We start from the raw sequence: 6227 nt of genomic DNA, 5'->3' as shown, positions 1-6227 counted from the left end.
CCAGTGCACTAGCCCCTCTCCCGCGCGCGGGAGAGGGGTTGGGGTGAGGGCAAGCTTTTAGCTTTCAGCTCATCGCCCAAGGCCCATAGTCCCGAAATTTCCGCCCCCGAGCCTTTGGTCTTAAGACCATCGTCGCAAAGAGCCCAAGCCACCCTCCGGACTATGCTCGGCACACAGCCAGGGAGTTGCCGGAGGGTGTCGTGCAGTACGAGCAGATCTACCGCCGTTCCATAGAAGAGCCGGAAGCGTTCTGGGCTGAAGAAGCCAAGGCGATCCACTGGCACCGCCCGCCGCAGCAGATCCTGGACTACTCCAATCCACCCTTTCGGCGCTGGTTTGTCGGTGGCGAAACCAACCTCTGCTACAACGCGGTGGACCGGCATCTGGCCGAGCGCGCTGACCAGCTTGCGTTGGTTGCCATCTCCACCGAAACCAACGTCACCCGCGAGCTCACTTACCGCGATCTCCATCGCGAAGTGAATGCCTTCGCCGCGGTGCTGCTCAAGCTCGATGTCGGCCGCGGTGATCGCGTCGTCATCTACATGCCGAACATGGCCGAGGCGGTGTTCGCGATGCTGGCCTGCGCACGCATAGGTGCGGTGCATTCCGTCGTCTTCGGTGGTTTCGCCGCGCACAACCTTGCGCTGCGCATCGACGATGCAAAACCAAAGCTGCTGATCGCGGCCGATGCAGGCATGCGCGGTGGCAAGGTCATTCCTTACAAAGCGATGGTGGATGCCGCCTGCGCCGAAGCGAATACCCCTCCACCAAAAGTGCTGATCGTCTCGCGCGGTCTGGATGCAGCCGAGCCACGCATCGCCGGCCGCGACGAAGACTATGCGCAGTTGCGTGCGCAGGTCGGTGATGTCGAGGTGCCGGTGCAATGGCTGGAGTCCAACGAGCCCAGCTATCTGCTGTACACCTCCGGTACCACCGGCAAGCCCAAGGGCGTGCAACGCGATGTCGGTGGCTATGCGGTGGCGATGGCGCAGTCGATGCGCACGGTGTTTGACTGCGCGCCGGGGCAGGTGATGTTCTCCACCTCCGATGTGGGCTGGGCGGTGGGTCATTCCTATAACGTCTACGGTCCGTTGATCGGTGGCTGCACCTCGCTGTTGTACGAAGGCCTGCCGATCAATCCCGATGCCGGCATCTGGTGGGCACTGTGCGAGCAGTACGGCGTGCGCACGATGTTCTCCTCACCAACTGCGATCCGCGTGCTGAAAAAACACGACGTTGATTTCATCGATCGGCATGACCTGTCCGAGCTGAAGTACCTGTTCCTGGCCGGCGAGCCGTTGGATGAGCCGACCGCGAAGTGGATCACCGGCGCGCTGCACAAACCGGTCATCGACAATTACTGGCAGACCGAAACCGGTTGGCCGGCATTGACCTTGTTGCCGGGTCTGGAGATGAAGCCGGTCAAGTTCGGCTCGCCGGGCTTTCCAAATCTAGGCTACAAAATGAAGGTCATCGACGAGCAGAGCGGCGCTGAAGTGCCACCCGGGCAGAAAGGCGTGCTGGTGATCCAGCCACCGCTGCCGCCGGGCTGCATGAGCACGATCTGGAACGATGACGAGCGATTCCTGAAAAGCTACTTCGGTCACTTCAAGGAACTGCTGTACAGCTCCCTGGACTGGGCCATCCGTGATGAGGATGGCTACACCTTCATCCTTGGTCGCACCGATGACGTGATCAACGTCGCCGGGCACCGGCTGGGTACGCGCGAGATCGAGGAAGCCATCTCTGCCCATCCGCGGGTGGCCGAGGCGGCGGTGATCGGCGTGCATGACGAACTGAAAGGACAGGTGCCGCTGGTCTTCGTCACCTTGAAGCAAGCCAAGCCCTACGACGATGCCGAGCGACTGGCTGCGGAAATGATGCAGCAGGTCACAGCTTCGCTGGGCGCGGTGGCGCGGCCGGCGCAGGTACACATCGTCACTGCGCTTCCCAAGACCCGTTCGGGTAAGCTGCTGAGGCGTTCATTGCAGGCATTGGCGGAACGGCGTGAACCGGGCGACCTGTCGACACTCGACGACCCGGGCGCACTGGAGGAAATCCGCCGCGCGCTGGGGAAATAGCGCGCTGCCAGGTCGCAAGGCCTCGGTGCAGCGGTGATCGCAAGGGGGCGGTACGCGGGCAAATGCCGAGCATTTCCGGGAGCGGGGGCTCCTGGAAGATGCGCACGTACCGTATTGCGATGCACAAAAGAGGGAAGGGGAATGGCATTCATCTATGCCAAGACGGCCGCTGGCCGCCTGGAGATCGAGAACCGTGGTTTGAAGCTGGCACCGGCATTGCGCTCGGTGCTGCTGCTGGTCGACGGGCAGCGCGATGCGCGCGAACTGCAGCAGATGGCGCAGGGCCTGCGCGCGCCGGATGACGTGTTGCAGCAGCTGGCTGCACTGGAATTGATCGACGCGGTCGCCGGCAGCGCTGACAAGGCCCCGGTATTGCCGGTGACCACCCAGCTCGGTGATGACCCGCTGCGCTACCAACAGCTGCGTGACTGGATGGCCGAGTCGGTGCGCAAGCATCTGGGCCTGAAGGGCTACCTGATCCAGCTGAAGATTGATCGCAGCAAGACCGCGGTCAGCCTGGAGCAGTTGTGGCCGGAGCTGGCCACGGCGCTGGGCAAGGCCAAGAGTCCGGCATTTGCCAGCCGCTGGTTGGAAGAAACGCGCGCCCTGGTCGTTGGCTGACTGATTATTGGCCGAGGCTTGCGATGCGCCTGTAGCGGCGGACCGCCGCCGTGATGCATGGGCACTATCATGGTGGCAGGTTCATCATGGGAGTGCCCTGCATGGCACAGGAAAACAGCGGCGACATCAGCACTGCGGGCTGGGATGCGATCAATGCGGCAATGGCTGCACTGTACCCGGGGCAGGAGCCGCGGCATTTCGGCACGCTGCTGTCGCATACGCTGGGTGGCAACGATCCGCTGGACGGCATCAGCGTCTATTGGAGCGAGACGCCGCGTCCACATTGGCACTACGTCAGCTACGGATTTTCCGAGTTGTACGACAAGCAGAGCGATGATCCGCAGGAAAGCGGCTTTGGTTTCGAGCTTACCTTCCGTCTTGCTGCACAGGCAGGTGACGGCGAACGCGGCGAGCCGCCGGCGTGGCCAATGAACCTGATGCAGAACCTTGCGCGCTACGTCTTCAGCAGCGGCAATGTATTCGAGGCAGGCCATCATCTGGATGCAAATGGCCCGATCGCGCTGGATACCGATACCAAGCTGCGGCACCTTGCCTTTGTCGCCGATCCGCAGCTGCCAGCGATCGACACCGCCAACGGCCGCCTGAACTTCCTGCAACTGGTGGGTGTTACCGACGAGGAGATGGCGGCGATCAAGCGCTGGTCAACGCAGGGCGTGCTGGCGGTGCTGGAGTCGGCAATGCCGCTATGGATCACCGAGCTTGAGCGCGACTCCCTGCTGGATGATCCGGCCATCGCCGCACAGCTTGAAGCGGGCAGCCAGCGCGAAGGATCGAGCACCGGCATGTTGTTCGTGGAGACGCTGGAGTGGTCGGTCGAAGACGCAACCACCACGTTGGTGCTGGGAGCGGGGCAGGTTGCCAGCGTGCTCGAGCTGCTGCCGCTGCGGCTGCATCACGACAAGCCGCTGGTGGTGCTTGGCAAGGACCATCAATGGCGGTTTGAGCCTGGCCTGATCGACGACCTGCAAAGCGATGGCGACAGCGCGCGTTGTGTGCTGTCCGATGCGAGCCTGCAGGCGATGCTGGACAGCGTGCGTGCCGAACGCGGCCTGTATCCGCTGCCGGGTGGCAAGCTGCAGATCGAAGTAAGACCGACCTTGCTGCGTGATGGGCAAGGTGGCGTGATCCGCGAGATTGGTTGATCCCGCGGTCGTTGCGGCACTCATTGCGCAGTGGCGTTAGCGGTGACGCGCCGCTGGCAGGGAGAACTCGAAGGCTGCACCTTCATCGCTATCCAGCAGACGGATCTGGCGATGGTGCAGCTGCAGGATGCGGTGCACGATCAACAAGCCCAGACCGCCACTGTCCGGGCGCTGGCTGCCCAGCGCCGGTAGCGTGCTGAACAGTTGATCGCGGCGTGCTGCGGGAATGCCTGGGCCCGTATCGGACACACTGACCTGCACATCGCCATCGAGTGCACGCAATGCCACCGTGATGCGCCCACCCGCCGGTGTATGTCGGATCGCGTTGTCCAGCAGATTGGTCAGTACCCGTTCGATCAGGCCGAGGTCGGCTTCCACCGGCGGCAGGCCGGCGGGAATCACTGCTTCAAGCTGCTGCTGGCGAGACTGTGCGGCCAGTTCGAACTTCTGGAAGACGTCCTGGACCAGATCCGGCAGCGAGAACGCCTGCAGCTCCAGCACCACGCCACCGTGTTCCAGTCGCGCCAGCTCGAACAAGGCCTGTGCAAGCCGACCAACCTTGTGGCTCTGCGACAGGGCGATGCCCAGGTAGCGCTGGCGCTCCTCGGCGCTGAGGCTGGCGTCCTTGAGGGCCAGGGTTTCCAGATAGCCATGCAATGACGACAGCGGCGTACGCAGGTCATGCGACAGATTGGCGACCAGTTCGCGGCGCTGCAGGTCCTGCTGCCGCAGCTGCTGCCATTGCTCGCCGACGCGCTGGCTGAGATGGGCAAAGCTGTGTTGCAGGATGCTCAGTTCATCGCGTTCACCGGCACGCAGCGGTGTGGGCGGCAAGGGCAGGCGCGGGTCAGCGCTGTCGACCTCAAAGGACTGGATGCGACGCGTCAATTGACGAAGTGGCCGGGTCACCCAGCGGAACGCGATCATCCCGGCCAGCAAGCCGATAACCGCCACGATTGCCAGCGACCACAGCGTGGTGCGCAGGTTGGTATTGGCAGCGAGGTCCGCGGCCAGTGCTTCGCGCTGCTCGCCGACCAGCACCACATAGATGTAGCCGACCTGTCGACCCTGCACCCACAGTGGCGCGGCATTGAATACCTTGCGGCCGCTGCTGCTGCGCGGGTCGTCGCCGAAGATCGGCAGTTTTCCGCCGTTGAGCAGTGCCTGCACTGGCGCCAGATCGACGCGATCACGTTTGAGGTGACCTTCGGGTGCGTCATGGCCGAGGATGCGGCCTTCGTCGTCGAGCAGGTAGACCTCGACGCTGGGGTTGACCGACATCAGCTTGCCGAACAGCGCGCGCACTTCGCCATCGCGGATGCCGCGTGCATCCATCAGCTCACCGCTGCGGGCGATGTGCTCGGCCAGACCGCGTGACAGGCGCTGCACGGTTTCCTGCTCATGCATGCGGTTGCTGCGCATCTGTATCCACGCCAGCGTGCCGCAGCAGATCAACAACAGCGCACAGAACACCAGCGTCAGGCGCTGCGAAAGCGTCAGCCGGTTCATGCCGTGCTCCCGTCGTCGGTCGCCAGTTTGTAGCCACGCCCCCATACCGTAAGAATGCGTTTCGGTGCTGCCGGGTCGTGCTCGATCTTGTTGCGTAGCCGATTGATGTGGGTGTTGACGGTGTGTTCGTAGCCATCGTGTTGATGGCCCCAGACCTGGTTGAGCAGCTCCATCCGTGAGTACACCTGATCCGGGTGGCGGGCGAGGAAATACAGCAGGTCGAATTCGCGCGGGGTGAGTTCCAGCGGGCGCGCCTCAACCTGTGCGCTGCGCGCGACCGGATCGATGCGCAGGCCAGCAACCTCGATCGCGCCGGCATCGATGCGTGCGTTCTGTGCCATTGCCTCGACCCGACGCAGCAAGGCCTTTACCCGCGCTACCAGTTCCAGCATCGAGAATGGTTTGGCGAGGTAGTCGTCTGCGCCCAGCTCAAGGCCGAGGATGCGATGCAGTTCGCTGGCGCGCGCGCTGGTGATGATGATCGGGGTGTAGCGGGTCATTGCGCGGGCGCGGCGGCAGATTTCCAGACCGTCCACGCCGGGCAGCATCAGGTCCAGCACCAGCGCGTCCCATTGCCCGCTTTCCAGCAAGCGCACACCTTCATCGCCGCTGGCCGCATGGGTGACGTCATAGCCCTCGTCACGCAGGTGCATCCGCAGCAGATTGGCGATGTGGACATCGTCTTCGACGATCAGGATGCGTTTGCTGCTGCTCATCGACGCCTGCGGCCGTTGAATGGGATGGCTGGCATTGTGCTTGGACCGGCGCGCGGATGTGTCACGAAGAATTTAACTCTGCGTGAGGATTCCTTGACCTGCCCGGGCGCAGCATGGCCACATCGTCCCTGGCTGGA

Annotated in this window: 5 protein-coding genes; 3 read left to right on the top strand and 2 right to left on the bottom strand. The window is 63.3% G+C overall.

What is annotated here, in order from left to right; translation table 11 throughout:
• Window positions 1-200 precede the first annotated feature (200 nt).
• The 3 genes from prpE (at window position 201) to ACVOLS_RS17665 (ending at window position 3865) form a co-directional block, all read left to right on the top strand.
• Window positions 201-2081 (top strand): propionate--CoA ligase, encoded by a 1881-nt coding sequence (gene prpE, locus ACVOLS_RS17675; RefSeq protein WP_481546712.1) that lies wholly within the window; start codon window positions 201-203, stop codon window positions 2079-2081.
• 141 nt (window positions 2082-2222) lie between these two features.
• Window positions 2223-2702 (top strand): hypothetical protein, encoded by a 480-nt coding sequence (locus tag ACVOLS_RS17670; protein WP_481510295.1) that lies wholly within the window; start codon window positions 2223-2225, stop codon window positions 2700-2702.
• A gap of 101 nt (window positions 2703-2803) precedes the next feature.
• On the top strand, window positions 2804-3865 hold the full coding sequence (locus ACVOLS_RS17665; RefSeq protein ID WP_481546711.1) for a suppressor of fused domain protein: 1062 nt from the start codon (window positions 2804-2806) through the stop codon (window positions 3863-3865).
• Between the two features lie 36 nt (window positions 3866-3901).
• Here ACVOLS_RS17665 and ACVOLS_RS17660 read toward each other — a convergent pair whose 3' ends face one another.
• Both ACVOLS_RS17660 and ACVOLS_RS17655 read right to left on the bottom strand, forming a co-directional pair.
• On the bottom strand, window positions 3902-5374 hold the full coding sequence (locus tag ACVOLS_RS17660) for a sensor histidine kinase (RefSeq protein WP_481546710.1): 1473 nt from the start codon (window positions 5372-5374) through the stop codon (window positions 3902-3904).
• A complete protein-coding gene (locus tag ACVOLS_RS17655; protein WP_481546709.1) occupies window positions 5371-6090 on the bottom strand; it encodes a response regulator transcription factor in 720 nt (239 codons plus the stop codon). Before ACVOLS_RS17655 ends, ACVOLS_RS17660 begins: the two co-directional genes overlap by 4 nt.
• Between the last annotated feature and the right edge of the window lie 137 nt (window positions 6091-6227).

Source organism: Stenotrophomonas sp. STEN038 (assembly GCF_056759895.1).
The sequence above is the reverse complement of the archived record's forward strand: the minus strand, read 5'-3'. Positions and strand labels throughout refer to the sequence as shown.